The sequence below is a fragment of the Flavobacterium orientale genome, assembly GCF_014638005.1.
Taxonomy (GTDB): Bacteria; Bacteroidota; Bacteroidia; order Flavobacteriales; family Flavobacteriaceae; genus Flavobacterium; species Flavobacterium orientale.
In genome coordinates this window covers 301,312-325,948 of record NZ_BMFG01000002.1, presented here as the reverse complement: position 1 = coordinate 325,948, position 24,637 = coordinate 301,312, and the positions used below count along the sequence as shown (strand labels likewise).

General features: G+C 34.4%; 21 protein-coding genes and 2 tRNA genes. 8 read left to right on the top strand and 15 right to left on the bottom strand.

Going from position 1 to position 24,637, the window contains the following annotated elements:
• Positions 1-228: 228 nt before the first annotated feature.
• Positions 229-1,617 carry a dipeptidase gene (locus IEV15_RS04000; RefSeq protein WP_188361214.1) on the bottom strand — a complete coding sequence of 463 codons (1,389 nt, stop codon included), beginning with the start codon at positions 1,615-1,617 and terminating at the stop codon, positions 229-231.
• 138 nt (positions 1,618-1,755) lie between these two features.
• Between IEV15_RS04000 and IEV15_RS03995 the strand changes: the two genes are divergently transcribed.
• Both IEV15_RS03995 and IEV15_RS03990 read left to right on the top strand, forming a co-directional pair.
• A tRNA-Leu gene (locus IEV15_RS03995) sits at positions 1,756-1,837 on the top strand.
• A gap of 118 nt (positions 1,838-1,955) precedes the next feature.
• Positions 1,956-4,082 (top strand): M3 family metallopeptidase, encoded by a 2,127-nt coding sequence (locus tag IEV15_RS03990; RefSeq protein ID WP_188361213.1) that lies wholly within the window; start codon positions 1,956-1,958, stop codon positions 4,080-4,082.
• A gap of 63 nt (positions 4,083-4,145) precedes the next feature.
• Here the strand turns inward: IEV15_RS03990 and IEV15_RS03985 are convergent, their stop codons facing one another.
• The 5 genes from IEV15_RS03985 to IEV15_RS03965 form a co-directional block, all read right to left on the bottom strand.
• Positions 4,146-4,508 (bottom strand): nuclear transport factor 2 family protein, encoded by a 363-nt coding sequence (locus tag IEV15_RS03985; protein WP_188361212.1) that lies wholly within the window; start codon positions 4,506-4,508, stop codon positions 4,146-4,148.
• 1 nt (position 4,509) lies between these two features.
• Positions 4,510-5,385 carry a pseudouridine synthase gene (locus tag IEV15_RS03980; RefSeq protein WP_188361211.1) on the bottom strand — a complete coding sequence of 292 codons (876 nt, stop codon included), beginning with the start codon at positions 5,383-5,385 and terminating at the stop codon, positions 4,510-4,512.
• Positions 5,386-5,441: 56 nt separating this feature from the next.
• Positions 5,442-6,362, bottom strand: coding sequence for a geranylgeranylglycerol-phosphate geranylgeranyltransferase (locus IEV15_RS03975; RefSeq protein WP_229734088.1), 921 nt, complete (start codon positions 6,360-6,362; stop codon positions 5,442-5,444).
• A gap of 78 nt (positions 6,363-6,440) precedes the next feature.
• Positions 6,441-7,379 carry a mevalonate kinase family protein gene (locus IEV15_RS03970; RefSeq protein WP_188361209.1) on the bottom strand — a complete coding sequence of 313 codons (939 nt, stop codon included), beginning with the start codon at positions 7,377-7,379 and terminating at the stop codon, positions 6,441-6,443.
• 30 nt (positions 7,380-7,409) lie between these two features.
• A complete protein-coding gene (locus IEV15_RS03965; RefSeq protein ID WP_188361208.1) occupies positions 7,410-8,498 on the bottom strand; it encodes a diphosphomevalonate decarboxylase in 1,089 nt (362 codons plus the stop codon).
• An 86-nt stretch (positions 8,499-8,584) separates the two neighbouring features.
• Here IEV15_RS03965 and IEV15_RS03960 point away from each other — a divergent pair, with 86 nt between their 5' ends.
• Positions 8,585-9,061: a TspO/MBR family protein gene (locus IEV15_RS03960; protein ID WP_188361207.1), complete on the top strand. Its 477-nt coding sequence runs from the start codon at positions 8,585-8,587 to the stop codon at positions 9,059-9,061.
• Positions 9,062-9,103: 42 nt separating this feature from the next.
• Here IEV15_RS03960 and IEV15_RS03955 read toward each other — a convergent pair whose 3' ends face one another.
• The 8 genes from IEV15_RS03955 to IEV15_RS03920 form a co-directional block, all read right to left on the bottom strand.
• On the bottom strand, positions 9,104-9,673 hold the full coding sequence (locus IEV15_RS03955; RefSeq protein ID WP_188361206.1) for a pseudouridine synthase: 570 nt from the start codon (positions 9,671-9,673) through the stop codon (positions 9,104-9,106).
• A 187-nt stretch (positions 9,674-9,860) separates the two neighbouring features.
• Positions 9,861-9,934, bottom strand: a tRNA-Asp gene (locus IEV15_RS03950).
• A gap of 86 nt (positions 9,935-10,020) precedes the next feature.
• Positions 10,021-10,947 carry a DUF58 domain-containing protein gene (locus IEV15_RS03945; RefSeq protein WP_188361205.1) on the bottom strand — a complete coding sequence of 309 codons (927 nt, stop codon included), beginning with the start codon at positions 10,945-10,947 and terminating at the stop codon, positions 10,021-10,023.
• A 67-nt stretch (positions 10,948-11,014) separates the two neighbouring features.
• A complete protein-coding gene (locus IEV15_RS03940) occupies positions 11,015-11,809 on the bottom strand; it encodes an SDR family NAD(P)-dependent oxidoreductase (RefSeq protein WP_188361204.1) in 795 nt (264 codons plus the stop codon).
• A gap of 176 nt (positions 11,810-11,985) precedes the next feature.
• Positions 11,986-12,303, bottom strand: a complete 318-nt coding sequence (trxA, locus tag IEV15_RS03935; protein ID WP_112085032.1) for a thioredoxin — start codon at positions 12,301-12,303, stop codon at positions 11,986-11,988.
• Positions 12,304-12,420: 117 nt separating this feature from the next.
• Positions 12,421-16,935, bottom strand: a complete 4,515-nt coding sequence (dnaE, locus tag IEV15_RS03930; protein WP_188361203.1) for a DNA polymerase III subunit alpha — start codon at positions 16,933-16,935, stop codon at positions 12,421-12,423.
• A gap of 163 nt (positions 16,936-17,098) precedes the next feature.
• On the bottom strand, positions 17,099-17,473 hold the full coding sequence (gene rbp / locus IEV15_RS03925) for an RNA-binding regulator (protein WP_188361202.1): 375 nt from the start codon (positions 17,471-17,473) through the stop codon (positions 17,099-17,101).
• A gap of 160 nt (positions 17,474-17,633) precedes the next feature.
• Complete coding sequence (locus tag IEV15_RS03920) at positions 17,634-18,113, bottom strand: DUF6252 domain-containing protein (RefSeq protein WP_188361201.1); 480 nt, start codon at positions 18,111-18,113, stop codon at positions 17,634-17,636.
• A gap of 200 nt (positions 18,114-18,313) precedes the next feature.
• On the opposite strand from IEV15_RS03920, the gene IEV15_RS03915 reads away from it, so the two are divergent.
• The 4 genes from IEV15_RS03915 to IEV15_RS03900 all read left to right on the top strand — a co-directional run bounded on the left by IEV15_RS03915 (position 18,314) and on the right by IEV15_RS03900 (position 21,528).
• A complete protein-coding gene (locus IEV15_RS03915; RefSeq protein WP_188361200.1) occupies positions 18,314-18,886 on the top strand; it encodes a 30S ribosomal protein S16 in 573 nt (190 codons plus the stop codon).
• 12 nt (positions 18,887-18,898) lie between these two features.
• Positions 18,899-19,423, top strand: a complete 525-nt coding sequence (gene rimM, locus IEV15_RS03910) for a ribosome maturation factor RimM (protein ID WP_188361199.1) — start codon at positions 18,899-18,901, stop codon at positions 19,421-19,423.
• Positions 19,424-19,501: 78 nt separating this feature from the next.
• A complete protein-coding gene (locus IEV15_RS03905; RefSeq protein ID WP_188361198.1) occupies positions 19,502-20,209 on the top strand; it encodes a tRNA1(Val) (adenine(37)-N6)-methyltransferase in 708 nt (235 codons plus the stop codon).
• 140 nt (positions 20,210-20,349) lie between these two features.
• Positions 20,350-21,528: an acyl-CoA dehydrogenase family protein gene (locus IEV15_RS03900; RefSeq protein ID WP_188361197.1), complete on the top strand. Its 1,179-nt coding sequence runs from the start codon at positions 20,350-20,352 to the stop codon at positions 21,526-21,528.
• Between the two features lie 52 nt (positions 21,529-21,580).
• Here IEV15_RS03900 and IEV15_RS03895 read toward each other — a convergent pair whose 3' ends face one another.
• Entirely contained in the window at positions 21,581-23,413 is a 1,833-nt protein-coding gene (locus IEV15_RS03895; protein WP_188361196.1) for a DUF8693 domain-containing protein, read from the bottom strand.
• Positions 23,414-23,846: 433 nt separating this feature from the next.
• Here IEV15_RS03895 and IEV15_RS03890 point away from each other — a divergent pair, with 433 nt between their 5' ends.
• Positions 23,847-24,629, top strand: a complete 783-nt coding sequence (locus tag IEV15_RS03890) for a DUF3050 domain-containing protein (RefSeq protein ID WP_188361195.1) — start codon at positions 23,847-23,849, stop codon at positions 24,627-24,629.
• The last annotated feature ends 8 nt before the right edge of the window (positions 24,630-24,637 follow it).

The window sequence follows — 24,637 nt, the reverse complement described above, 5'->3', positions numbered from 1 at the left end:
TGATTGATGATTTAATTACTGAAACGAGTTCAGCAAAATTGATGATTCATTAGTCTTGCTTCAACGTAAAATGTTTCAAATTGTTATAAATAGTTGAAAAATTGATAGTTAAATTGAGCTGCTAATTCGCTGATTAACTATTCTTCTTTTTGTAGATATTAATCGAAATAAAAAAACCGCTTACTCAGATGAATAAACGGTTATACAATTTGCGAATCTGCGGTTGAATTATTTACTCAACTCCACAAAGTATTTATAAAACAACGGAATGGTTTCGATTCCTCTCAGATAATTAAAAATTCCGAAATGTTCGTTTGGCGAATGAATGGCATCACTGTCGAGACCAAATCCCATGAGGATGGTTTTTGATTTCAATTCTTTTTCGAACAGAGCAACAATTGGAATACTACCGCCGGAACGAACCGGAATGGCAGACACTCCAAACGTTTCGGTGTAGGCTTTGTTGGCCGCCTGATAACCGATGCTGTCGATTGGCGTTACATAACCCTGACCGCCGTGATGTGGTGTAACTTTTACTTTTACGGATTTTGGAGCGATGCTTTCAAAGTGATTTTTAAACAATTCGGTGATTTCTTGCCAATCTTGATTAGGCACTAATCGCATTGAAATTTTGGCAAAAGCTTTGCTAGCAATAACTGTTTTTGCACCTTCACCGGTGTAGCCTCCCCAGATTCCGTTGACGTCTAACGTTGGTCGGATGGAATTTCTTTCGTTGGTTACATAACCTACTTCGCCGTGAATATCGGCGATATCGAGTGCTTTTTTATAATTGTCGAGTGAGAACGGTGCTTTGGCCATTTCTGCTCTTTCCTCCAGCGATAATTCTTCTACTTTGTCATAAAAACCGGGAATGGTGATGTGATTATTTTCATCGTGAAGTGACGCTATCATTTTGGTCAAAACATTAATTGGATTAGCAACCGCACCGCCGTAAAGTCCGGAATGCAAGTCGCGATTTGGTCCGGTCACTTCCACTTCCACATAACTTAACCCTCGAAGACCTGTAGTAATTGATGGTTTTTGGTTGGAAATCATTCCGGTATCTGAAATCAAAATCACGTCGTTGGCCAATTTTTCTTGGTTGCGTTCTACGAACCAGCTAAGACTTTTTGAACCAACTTCTTCTTCACCTTCAATCATAAATTTGACGTTGCAAGGCAAGCAATTGTTGGCAATCATATATTCAAATGCTTTCACGTGCATGTACATTTGACCTTTGTCATCACACGAACCACGAGCGAAAATGGCACCTTCCGGGTGAATTTCTGTTGTTTTAATAACCGGTTCAAACGGTGGCGAAGTCCACAAATCCATTGGATCGGGCGGTTGCACGTCGTAATGACCGTACACCAAAACCGTTGGCAAATTCTTGTCGATGATTTTTTCTCCGTAAACAATTGGATATCCCGGCGTTTCGCAAAGTTCTACGAAATCGCAACCGGCTTTTTCGAGACTTGTTTTTACAGCTTCGGCGGTATCAATAACATCTTGTGAATAAGCAGAATCTGCACTTACAGAAGGTATTTTTAGTAATTCGATTAATTCGTCGATGAATCTTTCTTTGTTTTGTTGAACGTAGTTTTTTATGTTGTTCATAGTAAAAAGTAAAAAATGATAAAGTTCAAAATTACAAAAAATAAAGGGCTAAAAAAATTCATCATTCATAATTTAAAGTTCAAAATAATTTCTATATTTGCACCCACTTATTGAAACAGCTACTGTTTTTATTCGCCCGCGGGTATGGTGAAATTGGTAGACACGCCAGACTTAGGATCTGGTGCCGCAAGGTGTGAAGGTTCGAGTCCTTTTACCCGCACAAAGCTCAAACGAAAGTTTGGGCTTTTTTTATGTCATTCAGTCATAAAATAACGTTAATTTGAAAGACTGATTTTTAAATTTAAATTAAATTAGCCATTCTATAAAAAATATGAATAATGAATAAAAAATATCTTTTAGTACTTATTATGGGATTAATTGCAAGTCAAACACAAGCACAAGAATTAGACAAAAAATTTGCCAGTAATCCGTTTTTTTCCTCCTATAATACACCTTATAATGTTCCTCCATTTGATATAATAAAAAACGAACATTTTAAGCCTGCTTTTCAAGAAGCTATTAAAAGACATCAAACCGAAATTAATGCTATTGTCAATAATAAAAGTGTTCCAACATTCCAAAACACTATTGTGGCTTTAGAAAATTCAGGTGATTTATTGAGCAATGTTTCAACTGTATTTTACAATTTGAATTCTGCTAATACTAACGAAGAAATTCAAAAAATTGCGAGAGAAATTGCTCCGGAAACTTCTGCTCATAATGATAATATTGTATTAAATGAAAAACTATTTGCTAAAGTAAAATCGGTTTGGAATGAAAAGGACAAATTAAAACTATCTACAGAAGAATCCAAACTTTTAGAAAATGCCTACAAGCGTTTTGTTAGAAGTGGTGCTAATTTAAACGAAAAAGACAAAGAGAGATTGAGAGCAATTAACAGTGAGCTTTCCCTTTTGACATTAAAATTTGGTCAAAATATTTTGGCTGAAACTAATAAATATGAATTAGTCATCGAAAAGAAAGAAGACCTTTCCGGTTTGTCTGACGAATTAATTGCAGCTGCAGCAGAAACTGCAAAAGCAAAAGGAAAAGAAGGCAAATGGGTTTTTACGCTTTCTAACTCCAGTGTAATGCCTTTTTTACAATATAGCTCCAACAGAAAGCTTCGTGAAATTATTTGGACTGCTTATAAAAACAGAGCAAATAATGGTGGTGAAACTGACAATAACGTTAATGGAATTCAATTGGCAAATTTAAGAGCCGAAAAAGCCAAACTATTAGGTTATGAATCTCATGCTCATTATGTTTTAGAAGAAAGTATGGCAAAAACGCCAACAAAAGTAATGGATTTTTTGAATCAATTATGGACACCTGCCTTGGAAAAAGCCAAAGTTGAAGAAGCAGAAATTGCGGCAATGATGAAAAAGGAAGGAATATCAGGAAATGTTCAACCTTATGATTGGAGGTACTACAGTGAAAAAATCAGAAAAGAAAAATTTGATTTAGACGAACAAGAATTAAAACCTTACTTTAGTATAGACAATGTTACTGAAGGTGTTTTCATGGTTTGCGATAAATTATTTGGATTGCAATTCAAACAACTAAAAAACGTTCCAACCTATCATCCTGACGCAACAACATGGGAAGTAACCGAAAAAGACGGAACTGTTTTAGGATTGTTATACATGGATTTCTTTCCTAGAGATTCAAAAAGAGGTGGTGCTTGGATGACATCCTATCGACCGCAAAAAATGGAAAACGGAAAACGAATTCCTCCGGTAATTTCCATTGTTTGTAATTTTTCAAAACCAACCGGAAATGCTCCCGCACTATTTACATTTGATGAAGTTACAACTTATTTCCATGAGTTTGGACATGCTTTACACGGATTGCTTTCGGATGTAAAATACAAAAGCTTAGCAGGTACCAGTGTTCCAAGAGATTTTGTAGAATTACCATCTCAAATCATGGAAAATTGGGCTGCTGATTCTGAAGTATTAAAAATGTATGCTAAACATTATCAAACCGGAGAAGTAATTCCGGATGAATTAATTGCTAAATTGGAAAAATCAGGCACTTTTGGTCAAGGATTTTCAACAGTAGAATACTTATCTTCTTCTTTTTTGGATATGGCATTTCACACGGCTACTTCACCAATTTCGGGAACAGCAGAAGAATTTGAAAAAGCGGCAATGAAAAAAATAGGTTTACCGGAATCAATTATTCCAAGACATAGAGCTAACTATTTCAGTCACATATTTTCAGGCGGATATTCTGCAGGATATTATAGCTATATCTGGTCAGGGGTATTAGATACAGATGCTTTTGATCAATTCAAAAAAACATCTTTATTCAATCAAGAAAAGGCAAAATTATTCAGAAGAAGCATATTAGAAAGAGGTGGCACAGAAGAACCGATGGATTTATACAAAAGATTTAGAGGAAGCGAACCAAGTATTGAACCTTTATTAAGAAAAAGAGGTTTGGATACGCAAACAAAATAATATAGTAGGTTGTTATTAATTCGGAAAAGTCCCGTTTGATTAAATTCGAACGGGACTTTTTAGTTAGCCATGATATACTCGTGAAGCTATGATTTTATTTTCTCGAATTTCGAGTACTTCAGCAATCATCATATCGTTTTCATTTTCAACGGAACGAACATATTCCATAAAAACCCTATCGGCATTTGCTGTAAGCGAAGTAACCCTATAATTTAACGTTGGGAGTCTGTCAAATGCCTCTTGCCACCAATCTCTTAATTCAAGTTTGCCAATCACTAATCCGTTTGTTTCCGGTTTTCTGATTTTCAACTTTGGACTAAAATGTTCCGCATTATCATCATAAAGCGATAACAATTGATCGAGATCTTTTTTGTTAAAAGCATCAAACCATTTATAAGCAATAGACAAACAATTTTCTGAACTCATATTAAAAAACTCTCAAATTGATAATTTCTTGTTCGGTTAAAAAACGCCAGTTTCCTCTGGGAAGATTCTTTTTAGTTAAACCTGCGAATGAAACGCGATCCACTTTTAGCACATTATAACTAAACTTTTCAAAAATAGCACGAACTACCTTTACGTTTGGAGTTCTTAGCTTAATACCGATTTCTGTTTTTGGCTGATCTTCGATATAACTGATTTCATCTACATATAATTTATGTTCATCAAATGAAACACCACCTGCTATTTTTTCTAAATCTTCAAATTTCAAATTTTTATCTAATGAAACCTGATAAATTTTAGTTGATTTTTGATTTGGCAAACTGAATTTTCGAATCATATCGGTATCATTGGTAAACAACAACAATCCGGTTGTGTTCTTATCCATTCTTCCAATAGGTTGAATTTTTATTGGAGTTGCATTTTTAATCAATTCCATTACATTTCGCATATCGCGATCATCTTCAACCGAAGTTGTAAAGTTTTTAGGCTTGTTGAGCAAAACATATTCTTTCTTTTCTGGAATAATGGTTGCTCCGTCAAAGTTAACCACATCACCTGGTTTTACTTGATATCCCATTTCTGTAATCACAACACCATTAACTTTAACGTTACCTGACTGAATGTAAATATCAGCATCACGACGTGAACAAGCTCCTGAGTTAGCAATATATTTGTTCAAACGAATATCGTCTGATTTTACTTTTGGTTTTGCCACAGGAAGTTTTTCATCTGTAGAAACTTTTTTAGGCTTTTGCGAACGCTTAGCCATAGCTGGTTTTGACTTACTAAAACCGCCTGGTTTGCCTTTTGTATTTTTGTTGGAAGTTGATTTTCTGCTGCTTCCGTCTTTTTTATTCATCTTTAAAATTTTTGCAAAGATACGGAATTGGAAATTGGTATAGGAAAGTGTTTTCTTTAAATATCTAATACCTCTCTGCTGTGAAGAATTACGGATGGTTTAATCAAAACAATACTAAAAACTCCAGCTACAATTATAAATTTTAGGACATTGTGCAATAGCAAATAGTTTTCTCTTGAATCAGAATTCCACAATTTAATTAGGAAGAATAACAACACTATAAAACTAAGATAAAAATAAATATCCATATAACCCACATCATAAACTTCAATGAGAATATAAACCGGAACAATAGTGCAAATCACTAATAATGTGATGATTTTCTTGGAAAAGCTTTCCCCCAAAATTACAGGAATCGTTCTATAATTCTGAACCAAATCACCTTTAATATTTTCTAAATCCTTAATCATTTCGCGAATCAAAATCAGTAAAAACAAAAAACCCGCATGAGCAAAAATGACATAATACTTTTCATTGTTCAAGTTTTGAAGAATTCCATCAATTTTTTGATAATACAACAAAATCGCAAAGAAAGGCAGAATTGCCAACAATGCGGCAGTTATATTTCCTATGATTGGATATTTTTTTATCTTATGAGAATAAAACCAAATTAAAAAAATGTAAGCCGAAAAGAAGAAAACGGCTCGCCATGAAACCAGTGTTGCTATCAGAAATACGAAGAAATTAAGTCCAAAATAAACTTGCAACTTCGTTTTTTGTGACACCAATCGGTCAAGCATTGTTTTGTTTGGCTTGTTAATTAAATCTTTTTGACTGTCGTAAAAACTATTAATAATATATCCCGAGGCAATTGTTAATGTAGAGGCCAAAACGATAATAAATAGATTGAAATCTAAAATCACATCCAAAGCTCTAGTATTGGGTGACAAAATAAAAATTGCCGAAAGATATTGAGCCAAAACAATAATCGGAATATTATAGCCTCTTACCACCGAAAATAAACTGATTATTTTCATCAAAATCAATTTATTTTTTCTGGATAATGCCATAATACAAAGAAAAAAATCAAGATAAACTCTTGATTTTAGTATGTTTTAAAATTGATAAACCACTTCTAATTTATAGTCTTTGAGTGAAGCTTTTGCTTTTTCTAAGTCTTGGGTAAAGCCAAGAATATAACCACCACCACCAGAACCACAAAGTTTTAAATAATAGTCATTGGTATCGATTCCGTTTTGCCAAACGTTGTGAAATTGTTCAGGAATCATTGGTTTAAAGTTATTCAACACCACTTTAGATAATTTTTTAGTGTTGCTAAAAAGAGATTTTATATCGCCTTGCAAGAAGTTTTCCACACAAGCATCGGTATGTTTGACAAATTGTGTTTTTAGCATCTTTCTGAATCCTTGATCTTTCAAATTTTCCATGAAAATAGTAACCATTGGAGCGGTTTCACCAACAATTCCGGAATCTAACAAAAATACAGCTCCTTTACCGTTGGTTACTTGCGACGGAATTCCGGTTGGTTCAATATTATCTTGCGAATTGATTAAAATGGGTAAACTTAAATAGCTATTCAAAGGATCTAAACCGGAACTTTTTCCGTGAAAAAAAGATTCCATTTGCGAAAAAACCGCCTTTAACTGCAATAATTTTTCACGAGTTAGATTCTCTAAAACCGTGATTTTATTATTAGCATATTTATCATAAATAGCAGCAACAAGAGCACCGCTACTTCCAACACCATAACCTTGTGGAATGGATGAATCAAAATACATTCCTCGATCGATATCTTGTTGAAGTAATTCTAAATTGAAGGTCACCAACTCCGGTTGCTCGGCTTGCAATTGCTCTAAATGAGAAGTAAATCTTCGTAAACTTTCGTTTGATTTAATCGCTTCCGGCGATGGATTTTCACTCACTTTCAATGCTCCGTTATAAAAATTATAAGGAATAGAAAGTCCTTTTGAATCTTTAATGATTCCGTATTCTCCAAAAAGAAGAATTTTTGAGTAAAAAAGTGGTCCTTTCATAGTAACTGTTATGTTATCGTGTAAATGTAGTTAAAATTTAGTGAATTCAATCGCTCCCACACCAATTTCGTCACAAATATACTGCTCGTTTTGACAATGCACAACTAATTCATTCTTAATAAATTGCAAAACTTCTTCTCTAACGTTTGCGGGATAAAGCACGTGTACATTGGCACCTGCATCTAAAGTAAAACAAACTGGAATGGAAGTTTGTTCCCTGAATTTCCAAATTTTGTTGATGATTTCCAACGTGTTAGGTTTCATCAAAATAAAATACGGCATGGATGTCATCATCATAGCATGCAACGTCAAAGCTTCGCTTTCCACTAATTTGACAAATTCATTTACATCCCCATTCGTTAAAATGGTTTTGATTTGCGACAAATTTTTGTGAGCTTGTTCAAATCTTCTTTCGGCAAACGGATGACCATTCATCAAATCATGACCTAACGTACTCGATACTTGTTTTTCGCCTTTATCAACCAATAAAATCGTGTCTTGATAATTTTTAAAATTGTGATGAAGTTCAGAAAATTCAATCCCAAATAAATCAGAACTGTTTTCAGTTTGATTATGATTTCCCCAAATAACAACTTCACCTTTTATACTTCTGCAAGCACTTCCTGAACCTAATCGAGCCAAAAAAGAAGCTTTTTGGTTAAAATAACCCTCTGTCATTTCAGGGTTTAATTCCTTTTCCAAACTCATAAAATTCACCGCCAATGCTGCCATTCCGGATGCTGAAGACGCTATTCCTGAACTATGGGGAAATGTATTTTGTGTATCAATCGTAAAATGATACTCTTTTAAAAAAGGCAAATAAACTTCTACTCTTTCCAGAAATTTTTGAATTTTTGGTCGGAATGATTCTTTTGATTTTCCTTCAAACAACAAATCGAATGAAAAGTTATCCGTTTTTTCAATTTTAGAAAAAGACAGATTTGTGATAGTTTTACAATTTTTCAACGTAAAACTGATGGATGGATTGGCCGGAATTTGATTTTCCTTTTTTCCCCAATATTTCACTAAGGCGATATTGCTTGGAGCCGACCATTGAAAACTTCCATTTTCGACCGTTTTCGGATAATTTTTAGGAATAAAATCTGAAGGAGACAGCATGCAATTTATTTTTGGGCAAAGATACATTTTTTGAGTGATTCACTCTTTTTCGAAAGCAGATTTGTTACTTTTGAATAAAAATGAATATGTCAAAAATAGTAAAAATTGCGATTGCCGTTGCCATTTGTTTGGGCGTTGGTTATGGTTCGAGTTTAGTGACACAATCTTCAATCACTACATGGTATCCAACCATAAATAAACCATCTTTTAATCCGCCTAACGAAGTTTTTGCTCCGGTTTGGACGATTTTATATGTAATGATGGGCATAAGTGCCGGATTAGTTTGGAGTAAAATGGAAGCAGTTCCGGTTTTGGTTAAAAAAGCACTTTGGGTTTTTTTGATTCAATTGATTTTGAATTCTTTATGGAGCTTTTTGTTTTTTGGATTACAAAATCCTTTTTTAGCATTAGTTGAAATTCTTTTGCTTTGGTTGATGATTTTTGAAACCATTAAATTATTTAAACCCATTGATGCGTTGGCAAGTAAATTGATGATTCCATATCTACTTTGGGTAAGTTTTGCGATGATTTTGAATGGAAGTATTTGGTGGTTGAATAGGTAAAAAATTTGTGTTTTGGCCGCAGATTCACTGATTTATTAAATTTTAAACCCCTAAAACACTTTCAATCTCCATAACTTCTCCTGATTGTAAATTAGCTAAGTGAAAATTTCCAATTCGCACACGAACTAAACGCAAAGTTGGGAAACCTACAGCAGAAGTCATTTTTCGCACTTGACGAAATTTACCTTCTGTTAATTTGATGGAAACCCAAGAGGTTGGGCCGTGTCGTTCATCACGTATTTTTTGGGAACGAAGTGGAAAATTTGGATCATCAATCAGTTTAGCCTGACATTTTATGGTTTTGTATTTGGTTCCTTTAAAACCAATTAAAACACCGTTTTGAAGTTGGTCAACGGCTTGTTGAGTGATGATTCCGTCCACTTGAGCATAGTATTCTTTTTCTACTTTTTTGCTTCGTACTACTTCGCTCATCATGCCGTCGGTGGTGAGAATGAGTAAGCCTTCGGAATCTTCGTCTAAACGCCCAATTGCCATAGTTCCGACTGGAAAATCGTATAATTCTCCTAATAACTTTTTGGTGCGTTTTAGTTCATAAATAAACTGACTGAGGTAGCCGTAGGGTTTGTGGATTAAGAAGTGGCGGTGAGACATGAAAAAAAATTAAATATATGCAGACTTTTATAAAGCAAAAAAGCCATTCACCAAAAGGTGAAAAGCTTTTCATTGGTCTAACTACTAAACCGGGACTTCCTTTCGGTCGTCCAAAACAACACAACTATTTTAAATGCTTTTTTGGGCAAAAAAGCGATTCATCTCTGAATCGCTTTTCCCAATTTAGCGGTCTGGACGGGACTCGAACCCGCGACCCCATGCGTGACAGGCATGTATTCTAACCAACTGAACTACCAAACCATCGCTTTATTGCGGTTGCAAATATACAACGTATTTCTATATTTGCAAGGATTTTTTTTGCTTTTTTTAATCAATTTTAGTTCGCACTATCCAAACATTTGTTTTTCAACCAAATATGTGGTTAATATTTTTTCAAAATTGGCTCCCACATTAACGGGAACATATTTTATTTTGTTTTGAGCACAAGTCATCGCTACTTTTTTGAAATAAGAATCGACACTTTTTTCGTAAGCTTCTTTGATGTTTTCTGCAAACAAATTGACGGTTTCTCCGGTTTCAACATCAATAAATTTACGTGGAGCATTATCAAAATCGAAGTTGAGTTCTCTTTTCTCATCCACAACGTGAAACAAAACAACTTTATGCTTGTTGTGTTTCAAATGTTGAAGAGCATTAAAAAGAGCTTCTTCTTCACCGGTTTGAAACATATCGGTAAACAAAATAATCATCGAACGACGTTGCATTTTTTCGGCAATTTGATGCAAAAATGTAACAGTTTCCGTTGGCTTTGATTCTTTTGGTTTTTCCAGCAGCTCTTCCAATTTATTTAAAACCATTCGATGGTGGCGATCACTTCCCTTTTCGGGAGCATAATATTCATAGGTATCTGAATAAACACTTAAACCTACGGCATCACGTTGTTTCTTTAGTAAATTCATCAAAACCGCAGACGCTAAAACCGAAAATCCTATTTTACTTTCATAAAATGGTTCGCCATTTTTTAACTTCGGAAAATGCATAGAAGAAGAATTATCAATAATTAAATGACATCGAAGATTGGTTTCTTCTTCATATCGCTTAGTATATAAACGATCGGTTTTTGCAAATAATTTCCAATCGATGTGTTTGGTGCTTTCGCCTTTGTTATACACTTTATGCTCAGCAAATTCGGCAGAAAATCCATGAAAAGGTGATTTATGCATGCCGGAAATAAAGCCTTCTACTACTTGATTAGCAAGTAATTCTAAATGTTTAAAACCGGAAATTATTTCTTTTTGAGATTCAATGTTCATCTTTCAAAGATATCAAATCCCATTTGAGCCACAAAAGAAAATCACACAAGACTCCGCTAATTTTTTGTTAAGATGGTTTAGGTCCTTTTGCCATCATTTTTCTCATAACACCCGGAAACCAGCGTTGTATACCTATGAAAATTTTGCCATGGGCCGTAAAAATATAATTACGTTTTCTATACCAAATGGCTTTAACCATAACTTGTGCTGCTCTCTCAGTGGGCCACATCATTTTTTCAGGTCTGGGATCTTTGCGTTCTGGATGCCAAACTCCTTCGTTATCAATTCGGGCTATTTCCGATTTAACAAAACCGGGGTGTAACGTTGTACAACTTACTCCAGTATCTTGTAATTCAACTTGGAATGTTAATCCAATTGAGTTCACCGCTGCTTTTGAAGCTCCGTAGGCTCCAACATAAGGATTTGGAAGATAAGCACCAACACTCCCAACTAAAGCGAGTCTACCCTTGGTTTGTTTTAAATGAGGTAATGCATATTTGGCCGTTAAAGCAAGTCCAATTACATTTCCTTGCAATTGGCGTTGCCATTCTTCTTGCGTCAAATCTTCCATTTTTCCGAATACTCCAAAACCGGCATTGGCAACAGCTACGTCTAATTTACCAAATGTGTCAACTATTTGATTCACACAGTTTTTAATACTAACTTCATCCAAAATATCACAGAAAAATGCTTTTGCTTTACCGCCTGAACTTTCAATTTCTAAAACTAATTTATCTAATTCATCCATTCTTCTAGCTGAAACGGCAACAGTAGCTCCGTTTTTAACAAACTCTAGTGACATAGCTCTTCCAATTCCTGAAGAAGCACCGGTAATCCATACGATTTGATTTTTAAAATTCATGGGTTAAGGTTTTAAATGAATAACATCAATTAACATCGAAAGTAAATTAATTAAATTACAGAAATTGAAATTACAAAAAACAAATAAAACAGCAATGATAAATTCTGAAAATCAATTGTTTAAAACAAAAAAGTCCAACTTTCGTCGGACTTTTAAAGTTCAAATATAATTTTGGATTACAACAATGCATCAATTGCATCCGTGTAATTTTTCTTTGGAGCAACGCCCACTTGTCTTCCTACCACTTCTCCATTTTGAAAAACAAGAACTGTTGGAATATTTCTAACGCCGTATTTTGCAGCAAATTCTTGGTTTGCATCTACGTCAACTTTTCCAACAACAGCTTTTCCTTCATATTCTGTTGCGATTTCGTCGATAACCGGCCCAACCATTCTACAAGGACCGCACCAAGCTGCCCAAAAATCTACTACTACCGGTTTGTCTGATTTTAAAACTACTTCATCAAAAGTAGCATCTGTAATTGCTAATGCCATTTTATATTTTTTTAATTACTATTCAATTATTTATACTGCAAATTTAAAAATTTAAAACTTAATGAAGTGTTAATTGAAAATTAGTTTTGATTATGAGTGTATTTGTGGAATTGATAGTTAATTCAACCTAAAATCAACTTGCCTTTTTTCCAACTCACTTAATAATTCATTTGAAATTTGAACTTTTAACTTTCTGCTTGGCATCGTTAACTTTGTTATCAATTGAATATCATCTTTTGGAGCTTCAATTTCCATTTCAATATCTTCTAAATTTTCAATATCTAAATCTTCTTCAGAAGCAATTACCACTGGTTTTATCTCTATTTCTTTTTTCACTTTTTCCAATTCCAACACTTCAAAAGTTACGGCGTTATCACCTTGAAAGGATTTAAAAATGGTACTTAACTCGGAAATAAGAGCATTATTTAAGTCTGCAATGTTCATTTGTATTATAAGTTTCTTGGCAAACTGCGGCAAAACATCTTGCAAATATTGAATCAATTGAAACGTAATTCGCGGATCTCCTTTTTTACCGGTTTCTTTGTTTGCCCAACCTTCACGCACCATCACTTTCATAAATGTAAAATTATTTTGGATGATAAAATGACGGAATTTTAAATATTCTTCACCATAAATTCTAAATTCGTAGCTTTCGTCATATCCTTCCAACATAAAGGATGCCCAGCCTTTTCCGTTTTGAGCAACTCGGTGTTGGACATTGGTAATAATTCCGCCAAAAGTCAACGTCTTATTCACGTGTTGCTCTAAATTTTTAAGGTATTCTAATTTTGAATTACAGAAATATTTCATCTCAAAACGAAAATCATCTAACGGATGTCCGGAAATATAAATTCCAACTACTTCTTTTTCTTTGGCTAGTTTTTCCATCGTACTCCATTCGTCGCATGGTGGGACTTGTGGTTCAGCAATTTGCACATCACTTGCCTCTCCAAACAAACTCACTTGAGCTGAATTTTCATTTTCCTGAAATTTTGCTCCGTAACGAATCGCTTTTTCCAAAAATGTGATATTATCACCATCGTGATGAAAATATTGTGCACGATGTGTTGCCGAAAAACCATCAAAACCACCTGCTAAAGCTAAATTTTCAAAGGCCTTTTTGTTGGCTGCACGCAAATCAATTCGTTTTGCTAAATCAAAAATAGATTTATATTTTCCATCTTTCAATCGGTTTTGTACGATGGTTTCCACTGCACCGGCTCCTACTCCTTTGATCGCTCCCATTCCAAAACGAATCGCACCATCATCATTTACTGTAAATTTATAGAATGATTCATTCACATCCGGACTCAATACTTTCATACCCATTCGCTTACATTCTTCCATAAAAAACGAAACCTGTTTGATGTCGTTCATATTATTAGAAAGCACCGCCGCCATATATTCCGCAGGATAATGAGCTTTTAAATAAGCTGTTTGATAACCAATCCAAGCATAGCAAGTAGAATGCGATTTGTTGAAGGCATAACTTGCAAAAGCTTCCCAATCTTTCCAAATTTTCTCTAAAACAGTTGCATCGTGACCTTTAGATGCTGCTTGTTCTATGAATTTTGGTTTCATTTTATCCAACGTTGCTCTATCTTTTTTACCCATTGCTTTACGCAAAACGTCGGCATCACCTTTTGAAAAATCGGCTAGAGATTGAGACAAAAGCATTACTTGCTCTTGATATACTGTAATTCCGTAAGTCTCGCTTAAATATTCTGCACAAGCATCTAAGTCATATTTTATTTCTTCTTGGCCATTTTTTCTAAGAACAAAAGACGGAATATATTCTAATGGTCCCGGACGATACAAGGCATTCATCGCAATTAAATCCCCAAAAACGGTTGGCTTTAAATCACGAAGGTATTTTTGCATCCCAACCGATTCGTACTGGAAAATTCCAACCGTTTCACCACGTTGAAATAATTCATACGTTTTGACATCATCGATTGGAAAAGCATCCGGATCGAGTTCTTTTCCGGTTCGATACTTAATTAATTTAACCGTATCTTTTATTAACGTAAGGGTTTTTAATCCCAAAAAGTCCATCTTCAACAAACCGGCACTTTCAACCACCGAGTTATCAAATTGAGTAACATATAAATCGGAATCTTTTGCCGTTGCCACAGGAACGAAATTGGTAATATCGCTTGGCGTAATGATGACTCCGCAGGCGTGAATTCCGGTATTTCGCAACGATCCTTCCAATACTTTTGCTTGTTGGATGGTTTCTCCTGCCAATTCACCTTGATTGGCAATCGCAATTAATTCTTTGATGTTATCAAACTCATCCGAACGGACGGCTTTTTTTACTTCGTCGATTGAATCGGATAAAAATCGGGCTAAACTCCATTTTCCAGGCATCATTCCCGGAATTAATTTGGCTAATTTATCCGCTTCAAAAAGTGGTAAATCGAGCACACGAGCGGTATCTCTTAACGATGATTTGGTTGCCATTTTACCATAAGTGATAATTTGAGCTACCTGATTTGAACCGTATTTATCAATTACATATTGCATCACGCGACCACGACCTTCATCATCAAAATCGATATCAATATCGGGCATTGAAACCCTGTCAGGATTCAGGAAACGCTCAAAAAGCAAATCGTATTCTAATGGGTCAATATTGGTAATCCACAAACAATAGGCTACCACCGAACCCGCAGCAGAACCACGACCAGGTCCCACCGAAACATCCATTTCACGAGCGGCTCTGATAAAATCTTGAACAATCAAAAAATAACCGGGATAACCAGTGTTTTCAATTGTTTTTAATTCAAAATCAAGACGTTCTTCAATTTCCGGAGTGATGATTTCGTATCGTTTTTTTGCACCCTCGTACGTAAGATGTCTTAAAAATAAATTTTCCCCTCTTTTTCCTCCATCTTCTTCATCTTCGGGAACTAAAAATTCTTCAGGAATGTCAAACTTAGGAAGCAAAACGCCACGAGCCAAGTCGAAAATTTCAATTTTATCGACGACTTCATTGATATTTAAAATGGCTTCGGGTAAATCGGCAAAGAGTTTTTTCATCTCGTCACCCGTCTTAAAATAATATTCTTGATTGGGCAAACCGTAACGATAACCGCGACCTCTTCCTATTGGTGTGGCTTGTTTTTCACCATCGCGAACACAAAGTAAAATATCGTGTGCGTTGGCATTTTCTTTATCCACATAAAAAACATTGTTGGTAGCTACCGTTTTTACGTTATGCTTTTTGGCCAATGAAATCAACGAAGTATTCACACGATTTTCATCTTCTTGATTGTGTCGCATCAATTCGATATAAAAATCATCACCAAATTCATTTTTCCACCATAGCAACGCTTCTTCGGCTTGATTTTCGCCGATATTTAAAAGTTTATTCGGAATTTCGCCGGACAAACTTCCCGACAAAACAATCAAATCTTCTTTATATTTTTGAATAACTTCTTTATCAATTCGGGGAACATAATAAAATCCGTCCGTATAACCAATGGATGACATTTTGGCTAAATTGTGATATCCATTTTTATTCTTAGCCAAAAAAACCACTTGATAGCCATTGTCTTTTCGAGTTTTATCTTTGTGATTATCGCAGACAAAAAATTCGCAACCTACAATGGGTTTTACAATTGTTTCTGTGGGATTTTCTCCGGCTTCAATTGCTGCTTTATTTTTCGCTTCGGCAGATTTATTATGGTATAAAACATCGCGGACAAAATGAAAAGCTCCCATCATATTTCCGATGTCGGTCATCGCCACCGCCGGCATTTTATTTTTAACCGCCGCTTTCACCAAGTCAGCAACGGAAATTGTCGATTGTAAAACGGAAAATTGCGAATGATTATGCAAATGCACAAAATCAACATCAACTAACGTTTTTTGGTTTTCAACTAAGTCTTTTTTAGGAAGTTCTTTTGGTTGTTCTTTTTGAAATTGTTTCCGAATGGCTTCGGAAGCTTCTTTCAAATTAATATGTTTTAATCCGATAAGTTGAATTTCCTTCGGATTTTGTTCATTAAAATTTTTGAAATAATCTGCCGGAACATCGAGTTCTTCTTTGGTGAAAATTTCTCTTTTGATGAGTTCCAAAAAACATCTGGTCGTTGCTTCAACGTCGGCAGTTGCATTATGAGCTTCTGAAAAAGGTTCGCCAAAAAGGTATTGATGTAATTCGGTTAACGTAGGCAATTTGAATTTCCCTCCACGTCCGCCGGGAAGTTTCAACAAATTAGCTGTAACTTCAGTACAAGTATCTAAAACCGGTTTAGAAGTCAGTGGAGAATTTACATTTATCCGATGAAATTCGCATCCCATAATATTCACATCAAAACCAACATTTTGACCCACGATGAATTTGGCTTTGCTTAAAGCGATGTTGAATTTTTCAAGTACTTCATTTAAAGAAATTCCGTCTTGTTGAGCCAATTCGGTCGAAATACCATGAATTCGTTCGGCATCATACGGAATATTAAATCCGTTCGGTTGCACAAGATAATCTTGATGTTCCACCAAGTTTCCCATTTCATCGTGCAATTGCCAAGCAATTTGAATGCAACGAGGCCAGTTGTCTGTATCGGTTATTGGTGCATCCCATCGTTTGGGCAAGCCGGTGGTTTCGGTATCGAATATTAAATACATTTTTGAAGCGAATTAGGCAAAAGGCAAATGCCAAAAGCAGAAATTTGAATAGAAACAAAAATACATTTTAAGGAAGAGAATATCAATTTTAGTTATCAACAAAACAAAAAACCACTCTGATTGCTCAGAATGGTTTTTATTAAGTTCTTATCTAGAAAAAAGACTAGTATCTTCCTCCACCGCCACCGCGACTGTTTCCACCACCGCTGTAGCCACCGCCACCACGACTGTTTCCACCACCGCTGTAACCACCACCGCCTGAACGGTTGTTATTAAAGCTTCTTCTTTCACCTTCCGGTTTCGGTTCTGATTTGTTCACAACGATAGCACGTCCTTGAACTGTAGCACCATTTAATTCGTCGATTGCTTTTTGACCTTCTTCGTCGTTTGGCATTTCAACAAAACCAAACCCTTTACTTCTTCCAGTAAATTTATCGGTTACTACTTTTACAGAGTCAACTGCACCATAAGCCTCGAAAGACTCTCTTAAATCTGCTTCCTCTATACTCCAAGGAAGACTTCCAACAAAAATATTCATAAATTGAAATTAAAATTCACCACAAAGATAATCTATTTTATTGTGCAATTGATTTTTTTTCTCTTTATTTTGAAATTCAAGTAATTATAAAGGGTTTAGGTATACAAAAAAACCATTGTAATTAAACAATGGTTTCGTATTTTGAATAACTCTATTCTATTTATTGTGCCGCAAAAACGGGTATTTTATAAAATACACCATTTTGCATGTTAAGCAATTCACCACCTAAAGGATTGTTCTCGATATTCACAGCGTTAAATCTAAAAGTACCAGTAACTGTATTATTAGCTCCGTCAAATTCCGTAATTACAATTTCACCATCACCACCAATTCCGGATCCAGTGCTATAAATTAATGTCTCCCCACTAAAATTTGTTGTAAAAGAAGCACTTCTGGCACTGTTTTCACCTAACACATAAACCCCAGGGTTTTTTGAAGGTGTTTTTAAATTTAATTCTTGGTTAGAAGTGTAAGCATTTAGGGTTAGAGCTCCACTTAAATCAGTAGTGGCCTGAAAGTCAATGGCACGCCACAAAACGTTGTCTAATTTTCCTTGCACAGCAGGATTACTAAACTTAACATCCTCTTCACAGGAATTGAAAAGGAATGCTAAAACAAAAAGTGATATAATTTTTTTCATTTTTTTAGGTAAATTTGAACTGCATTAGTGATACAAAAATAGTTTTTCTGCTGAAACAGACTCTATTAATTTGTAAAAAAATTGAAAAACAAATCATTTTTTAATAAAATACAGTTAAGAGTTGGGCACATTGAAAACTTTTGTATATTTGCACCCTTAATTAACAGAGGTCGAGAACCTCAAAATTTAATCACAAGATTATGTCAGTAAAAATTAGATTACAAAGACACGGAAAAAAAGGAAAACCTTTTTTCTGGATTGTAGCAGCAGATGCTCGCTCAAAAAGAGATGGTAAATTTCTTGAAAAATTAGGAACTTACAACCCAAACACCAATCCTGCAACAATTGATTTGAACCTTGATGGTGCCGTTCAGTGGTTACACAATGGTGCTCAACCAACTGATACTGCAAAAGCAATCCTTTCTTACAAAGGTGCGTTATTGAAACATCACTTGGATGGTGGCGTTAGAAAAGGTGCTTTAACACAAGAGCAAGCTGATGCAAAATTAGCTGCTTGGTTAGATGAAAAAGCAAACAAAGTTACTTCTAAAAAAGAAGGATTATCTAAAGCTCAAGAAAAAGCAAAAGCTGAAGCATTGAAAGCTGAAAAAGTAGCAAATGACAAACGTGCTGCCGCTGCTGCTGATGCTGCAAAAGTAGAAGAAGTTGCCGAAGAGGTTGCTGAGGAAGTTAGCGAAGTTGTTGCGGAAGTAACACCAGCTGTTGAAGAAGCTCCGGCTGCTGAAGAAGCAAACGAAGAAAAAGAAGCTTAATACATTGCGATAATGCGTAAAGAAGAATGTTTCTATCTTGGCAAAATCGCTAAAAAATTTAGTTTCAAAGGGGAATTGTTAGTCTATCTAGACACTGATGAACCTGAATTATATGAAAATATGGAATCAGTTTTTGTTGAAATAAACAAAAACTTGGTTCCATTTTTTATTGAAAATAGTTCGCTACATAAAAACGACTTTCTGAGAGTCAAGTTTGAAGACGTTGAAACAGAAGCAGATGCTGATGCAATAATGGGTTGCGAGCTTTACTTACCATTATCTTTTCTACCAAAACTAGAAGGAAATCAATTTTATTATCATGAAGTTATTGGTTTTGAAATTGAAGACCAGCGATTAGGGGTTTTTGGAAAAATTGTGTCTATTAATGACTCAACTGCCCAACCACTATTTGAAGTTATAAATGGAGAAATTGAAATGCTCATCCCGATGATTGATCATTTCTTGGTTAAAATTGACAGAGAAAACAAAAAGGTACTCATGAATCTACCAGAAGGTTTGGTAGAGATGTATCTTTAAGCCTGCAGTCACAGTTTTCAGTCACAGTTGCAGTTGCATTAGTAAATTTTAAACTTCATTCAAAAATCGTCTCTTACTTTGTTTCAATTCAAACAATTTTCTATTCAACAAGACCGATGTGCCATGAAAGTGGGTACGGATGCCGTTTTATTGGGAGCTTGGTGTCCGATTGAAAATAACCCCATTTCAATTTTAGATATTGGAGCAGGCACAGGAATACTCGCTTTAATGCTGGCACAAAGAAGCAATGCAGAACAAATTGATGCTCTGGAAATTGATGAAGAAGCTTATGAACAATGTGTCGAAAATTTTGAAAACTCTCCTTGGAGTGATCGTTTGTTTTGTTTTCATGCCGGTTTAGATGAGTTTGTTGATGAACCTGAAGACGAATATGATTTAATCATTTCCAACCCACCTTTTTATGCTGAAGATTATAAAACCGAAAATTCACAACGGGATTTAGCACGATTTCAAGATGCATTACCTTTTGAGGAATTAATTGAAGCAGCAGGCTTGTTACTTTCTGAAAACGGAATTTTTGCAGTAATACTTCCTTTTAAAGAAGAGCAGAGGTTTATTGATTTGTGTAGAGAATTTGAATTGTTTCCCGTAAAAATTACAAGAGTAAAAGGCAATTCTTCTACTCCAATTGTTAGAAGTTTGTTGGCTTTTAAACGATACGAACTAAGCACATTAGAAGCAGACGAAGTGATTATTGAAACAGCTCGTCATCTATATACAAATGACTACATTGATTTAACAAAAGACTTTTATTTAAAAATGTAACTTCATTTTTATTGTCTGTTTTTAGAAATTATAACAATCGTTAATTGAATTGTTACATTTCTTTACTTACTTTTGCAAACGTTTTCGTTATTACTATTAACCAAGATGAGATTGCATTTTACCTCACAAAAGTACAACTTATGAAACCAGATTTATTTCAAGCACCAGACTACTATTTATTAGATGATTTATTAACCGAGGAACACAAATTAGTGCGTGATTCTGCTCGTGCTTGGGTGAAGCGTGAAGTATCACCTATTATTGAAGATTATGCTCAACGTGCTGAATTTCCAACTCAAATCATTAAAGGTTTAGGAGAAATTGGCGGTTTTGGACCTTACATTCCTGAAGAATATGGCGGAGCCGGTTTGGATCAAATATCTTATGGATTAATCATGCAAGAAATTGAAAGAGGTGATTCAGGAGTTCGCTCTACGTCATCCGTTCAATCTTCACTGGTTATGTATCCTATTTGGAAATATGGAAATGAAGAACAACGGATGAAATATTTACCAAAATTAGCTACAGGAGAAATGATGGGTTGTTTTGGTTTAACAGAACCCGATCATGGATCAAATCCGGGTGGAATGACAACTAATTTTAAAGATAAAGGCGATCATTACTTATTAAATGGAGCCAAAATGTGGATATCAAATGCTCCGTTTGCAGACATTGCTATTGTTTGGGCAAAAAATGAAGAAGGAAGAATTCACGGCTTGATTGTAGAACGAGGAATGGAAGGTTTTACAACACCGGAAACTCATAACAAATGGTCACTTCGTGCTTCGGCAACCGGTGAATTAATTTTTGATAATGTAAAAGTTCCTAAAGAAAATTTATTACCCAATAAATCAGGATTAGGTGCTCCACTTGGCTGTTTAGACTCTGCAAGATACGGAATTGCTTGGGGTGCAATTGGAGCTGCAATGGATTGTTATGACACTGCATTACGCTATGCCAAAGAAAGAATTCAGTTTGACAAACCAATTGGAGCAACACAATTGCAACAAAAAAAATTAGCCGAAATGATTACTGAAATCACAAAAGCTCAATTATTGACTTGGCGTTTAGGCGTTTTGCGTAATGAAGGAAAAGCAACAACTGCTCAAATTTCTATGGCAAAAAGAAACAATGTAAATATGGCAATTGAAATTGCTAGAGAAGCCAGACAAATTTTAGGAGGAATGGGAATTACCGGTGAATATTCCATCATGAGACACATGATGAATTTGGAATCAGTGATTACTTATGAAGGCACACATGACATTCATTTATTGATTACCGGTGCCGACATAACCGGAATGCAAGCATTTAAATAACATAAAAAAGTCCTTCTAAAACTAGAAGGACTTTTTCTTTAAAACCTATTATTTAAAAAATTGGTATTTTTTGAGTGTAAGCGTTTTTAAATTCTTTTGTTGTTATTTGAAGAATGTAAATACTATCTCCTAACAAACTTGTATCAAATTCATATCTATTGTTAGACCCCACATTTTTAAAATGAAGTACTTTTTTCCCGGAGAGATCATATAAATCAATAGTGTTTAATTCTAAATTTTTAGGGTTATCAATAACCAATAAATTGTCTTTTAAATTGGAGTACCCAATTAATTGGCTATCTAAAAGTTCAGGAACATCTAAAGTAGCGTTCAAAAAAGCAATTTCATAACGCGTATTATTTGTACCAGCCGGTAATACTATTGTTTGTTCACTGTTTTTTATATCATAATACACATCCGTAACTTTATCATGTAAATAAACATCTAAAAACCCGGAAACACCATTCATTTCACTAACACCAATTTTGAAAGTTGCCTCAGTATTGCATTTAAATCCAATTGGATAAACATTTGTAACCGCAAAAGGCTTTGTAGAATGGACGTATTCTTCTTGATTTAAATACAGATAAGAATCGAAAGGTAAATTGGTTCCATCTGGTGATTTTGAATCTGCATTATCCAAACCTTCTATAGCATTTGGCAAAAAACAAATTGCATATTGTCTGATTGCTTGATTATTTAATAATGTATTAATTTTAATATGAGGAGCCGGTTTTTTACTAACCTGTGAATAATCAATCCCAGCTAAATTTGGAATTTCTCCAAAGAAATCACTCTCACTATCTTCAATAGTGTTACTAGTTGAAGTAGCGTTAGCATTACGTTCAAATTCAGATTGATCGGCAACATTTTCTTTTCTATAAACTCTATGATCATTCTTCATTTCTACTGTACCATCCTGCAAGCCTCTTATCATAAATCCTTGTCCTATTGGCGAAAAACGTCTTTCATAGTTATTCAGTGGTGTACTCGTAGCATTACCTTGATTACCACCAAGGTCATAACTGTAAAAAGTAGCAGGTGTGTAAACACTAGTTGAACCATTGTAAACGCCGTAACCGCCACGATAATTTGATATTACATGTGAATTAATAGTTTTGTCATGTTCCCAAAATAAAGCAGTTCCGTCAATGAAAGGTGTATTAATAGTGTCTGTTAAAAAAAGATTTAAGTCAATTGCAGATGGATATGGATTACCGGTCAATGTGAATTTATTTGCCGCAACATCAATTGTTATTGTACCCGAATTTGGTCTTCCTCTAAAATCATATCGTTGACTTGCACCAGAAGCATTGTTTGGAACTATTTCAGCATAAGGTTGTGTTGCATCAGAACCGGAACTACCTTTCATTGTAAAACCTTGGCCGGTTTCTATTGTAGTTGCGGCACCCGTATGTAACCACTGCGAATAAAATTCAGAGGATAAAAAACGATAAATCCATTTTGAAGATATGGTTAAATTTGAATTAGTAGTTGTTCCATTATTTGAGGTTGTTGTAGCTACCGGAGAACTTTGTGTTTTAGTTGTTGGTCTTTGAAAAAAAGTAATTCCAAAAGGATTATTACCTACCGAAGAAGTGTTACCAACTGGAGAACACCAATAATTGTATTGATAATTGTTTACCGTTCCTTCTTGATAAACCGATAAATGTCCTGGTCCGTCATTTGTTGAAGCAACTCCTTTTTGTAATAGTTGGCCGTCATTTCTTAGATATACAGCTCCTGATGTATCTAAATTTAAATAACCACTTACGGTTACATACTGATTGTCAACATATAAAAAAGAATTATTTTTTACATACAACTGCCCGTTTACATAAAAAGGAAGAAGAAAAAACAAAACAAAACATACTGCTACTCTCATTTTTAATAAATTTTAAAATAACCTAAAAAATTACTTTTATTGTTTAAAAAAAATAGGCATTTTTAAAAACAACATTATATTAAATTTAAGGCAATCAAAAATAGCGTTTTAATTGAAATAATCATCATTTTATCAATTAATATGTTTGTTTTTTATTGATTTAATAAGTTTTATATATTTTTATTAATTGTTATTCATTTTTTTTAATTATTTATGCAATCCATTACATATTTATTATTTCTTAAATTTAATAATTATATTAAAATTCTTAAAAAAAATAAATTCAACAGCTTTTAAAAGGTCACTTTTATGTTACCTAATTTAAAAATAAGAAAAAAAAATTTGATAAATAAATTAAACCACTTTATAACTAATTTCAATCAAATAAGTTTCGCAAACTCACAAAGCTTTTTTATTTTTGAAATAAAATGCTATGAATTTTATTGACATTAAGAAAGCAATTGAACCTATTCGTTTGGAACTTTTAAATCATTCTTTGTACAAAAACATAAAAACCACAGAGGATTTACACAGTTTTTTAGAGGTTCATGTTTATGCCGTTTGGGATTTTATGTCGCTATTAAAAGCCCTCCAATCAAAATTAACTTGTACAACTACTCCATGGATTCCCAATGGAAATCCTGAAATCAGGTATTTAATTAACGAGATCGTATTGGCGGAAGAAACAGATATTTCGATTGACGGAAAAAGACAAAGTCACTTTGAAATGTATTTGGATGCTATGTCTGCTTGTAATTCTAACACCAAAGAGGTTGCTTTATTTTTAGAAAACATCCAAGAAACCCAAAACATTTTTGTTTCAATCAAACAAAGTAACTTACATATCAATATCAAATCGTTTTTAGATTTCACTTTCAGAATAATAGAAGAAGGAAAACCACACAAAATTGCTGCTGCTTTTACATTTGGCAGGGAAGATTTAATTCCGGATATGTTTACTTCGATACTGAAAAATTTTCAAGAAAACTTTCCTGAAACTGATTTATCAAAACTTATTTATTATTTTGAAAGACACATAGAACTAGATGGTGATGAACATGGTCCGATGGCAATGAAAATGATTGCTGAATTATGTAGTGAAAACCAAACAAAATGGAAAGAAGTGGAAGAGGTTTCTATTTTAGCTTTAGAAAAAAGAATCGGACTTTGGGATGCAATAGAAGAGAAAATTCTTCAAAAAGAAGTTTATTGTTAACTGATTTG